General features: G+C 43.4%; 1 protein-coding gene. It reads right to left on the bottom strand.

Going from position 1 to position 2,877, the window contains the following annotated elements:
* Positions 1 to 64: 64 nt before the first annotated feature.
* Positions 65 to 2,731, bottom strand: coding sequence for a plasmid replication protein, CyRepA1 family (locus AND4_RS18615; protein ID WP_009844534.1), 2,667 nt, complete (start codon positions 2,729 to 2,731; stop codon positions 65 to 67).
* Positions 2,732 to 2,877: the final 146 nt, after the last annotated feature.

Below are 2,877 nucleotides of genomic sequence, written 5' to 3'. Positions count from 1 at the left end.
CCTCACACTGCGATAAAACACCAGTCCAATCGTTAGCCCTTATGAATGACTTTATTAACCATACCTAAATACCTTCCATAATCGCCTGTTTAACGGAGCCTGCCCAAGCCAGTGCGCTGTTCTTAATGTTTTCTAACCCATATTCAAGCATGACCTGTACGACCTTTGTGGCGTCGAGCTGGTATTCATTCACAGCAATGTTGGCCACTTCATAAACTACGTCACGATGATTACGACTGAGTACATTGGTGGTTTTTTCTGGAAACTCAAAGGAAAGCCTCTTCTCCTCTCCCTCAATGTACGCTAAAGGCCCGTTATTACTGTTATCTTTTGCTTGAATAGATGATCCACCCTGCGCAATTTTGTTATTAATAAACAGTGGCGAAGGTGGATCATATTTTGGTGCTACCAGATCCTTAATTTCTTGTGTGAATGGCGCAAACGCTGCTGCTAAATCGTCACGCAAATCCACCAGGCCAGTTAAGCGGCATTGCTCATCGAGTTTGTCAAAGCGAACCTTGTAGCCTTGTTTAAATTTGCTTGTGCTTAATTCATTGATAAAAGATGCAACTTGCCGTTGGATCGTTTCGATATCAAGTGTTTCTGCGTCTTGTAGACTTTCTTCGATACCTTGAGAACGTAGCGAAACAAGTGCTTTCACTGCTTCCCATTCCGGTAGATGTACAAAGTAGGAGTTGACAATTTTACCTGAGCCAATGCGTTTCTTGCGTGATTCAATAGGCACACCAAAAGAGCGCAAGTGGCTGTTAAACCATTGCACTGGATTCGCCAAGATATTTGCAGAAACAGATATGCCTGAATACTTGAAAAGCCGATCTTTAGTGGATTGCTTACGAAGCCACTCATAAAGTGCAGGTTTTAGTGCATCAGCGGTCCATTGTTTGCCGTTGTAGTTCAATTGCTCATCGATACCAGCTATCTGGAGAAGCTTGATCAAGTGCGCCCGTTTGATAGAAAGGTGACGCCAGCTAACTCGGCTTTCAGCGTGTTGAACGTCTTTCATGTCGAACGCTTGAGCAGAGTGAGCGTCTACGTTAACCCATGAAAGCTTTTTAATTGAGTCAACAAAGCGATGTTTGTTTTGCTTATAAGTCAGGGCCGTTAGGACTGCATCACGCTTGTTCTCTGGTATTTGGAGTGCACTATCCACATCATTAATTTTTGCGTTAGCACCATCGTGGCCAAAGTTTTCGTAAACCTCTTGTGCAAAAGGAAGCAGACACTCGAGCTGCTCTTCATTAGCAGCATCGAGGTGCAAGTCAAAGTTAACTTTTGATTTCACAATCTCAGTCACGGTGTAATCTTCACCATTTCGCATAGCTGTTTGGAAAGCTTCACCAATATGAACAGGTGCGTCTTGTATGTCACGAAGGTCGATACGGTTGTTTCGGTCCTTTGCTTCTTTCCTAACAGTTGAACCAAACTCAGCTGCCAGTTTTTGCTTAGCTACTTGAATGATTTCATAACCACCTTTCTTTGCCAGTTCTAAAAAGCGAGAGCGATAGCGGTTAGATGATTCGTTCTGTTTGGCTTTAACTTTACAGAAAAGCCATTCATATAAAGCGTTGCGAGTTGTAAAGTCGCCTGTCGTAGGATCGATTGATAATACTTTCATTGTCTCTGCAGAGACTTCTTCAACCAGTTTGTTTTGGATGTAAATAGGGTCTGTTGGCTCGCTTCTCTCTGCGTTGTCGAGATAGACATGAAATTCTTGAACGTCACGTGCTCGGTTAAGACCTTGGTGACCTTCTTCTGCTGTGCCAACGCGAGAGGATAAAAAGCCGATGGTTTTTTCAAACTGGTGAGTGTCAGATTTGATATCGAATCCGGTACCGAGAGTTGGTGAAGCGATCAGAATGTCAAGTTTAGGAACGATGGCATTGATATTTTCCAGTGCCGTTTTTACTTCATCTGTCCCGGTCACATCCGCATGAACAACCAATACCGAGCCGTCATAGTGTTTACGCTCTCTTTCCTGCTCAATAGCAGTACCAATCGCTTTCACTTGCTCTTTTGAGTTGGCGTAAATGTATCGTTTACCTTTCGCCATAACTTGCTGCATGACTTCTTCAAGCAGATGATCTTTCGACTCATAAACAAACATTTTTTTGCCTTGAGCTACTTGATAACTATTTTTAAAGTACACGCCAGAATGCATGCCGATGTGATGGCAGAAGTCGAAAGCCAGCTCGCCCATGTGAGCGTCGGCTAAGATCTGCGTTTCGCTGTTCGTAAGAACGAACTGCAAGTAGTTCAGGCAGTGCTCACCATATTGGATTGTTTTCGCATAGTACTGCGTAAGGTTTTGTTCAAATTCATCAACGAAAACAACATCCCAATTAGAACCAGCTAGGCGCCATAGTGAATCCACAGAACAAACAAGAACATGCGCGTTACGCAGAGCCATGTTTGCATCAGTGCCTGGTACCGGATCTTTGATGATGAGGTCTTGGTAAAACTCAACGGAAACATTATCACCTTGTAGGCCAGCTTTGAGAGATTTAGCCAGTGCAACACGGTGCGAGATAACTAGAGTTTTAAAATGAGGGTTTTTCTGGATGAAGTTCTTAGCGACAGTCGACTTACCTGTTCCCATATCTGAGTCAATCAGGTTTAGACCTTTTCGGATTTCCGCTTGTAGATAGCGAGAATTTGAGTAGATAGTTTCAAAACCGTTGATAGCTTTCAACTGTTCAGCAACGGCATCCATTCCAAAATTTAAGAAAGTGTCACTCCAATCGTAGCCGTCAGTATGTGGGAGTGTCCAGTAACCGCCTGCGCGGTAATCATCTCAATACCTGCTTTATCATTATCAGGCGCAGCTATAAATTGGACGTCTGGATGTTCAGACTTAAG

The sequence above is a fragment of the Vibrio sp. AND4 genome, assembly GCF_000171815.1.
Classification (GTDB): domain Bacteria; phylum Pseudomonadota; class Gammaproteobacteria; order Enterobacterales; family Vibrionaceae; genus Vibrio.
Note: the sequence above shows the minus strand (reverse complement) of the source record. Positions and strands in the feature narration are given on the sequence as shown.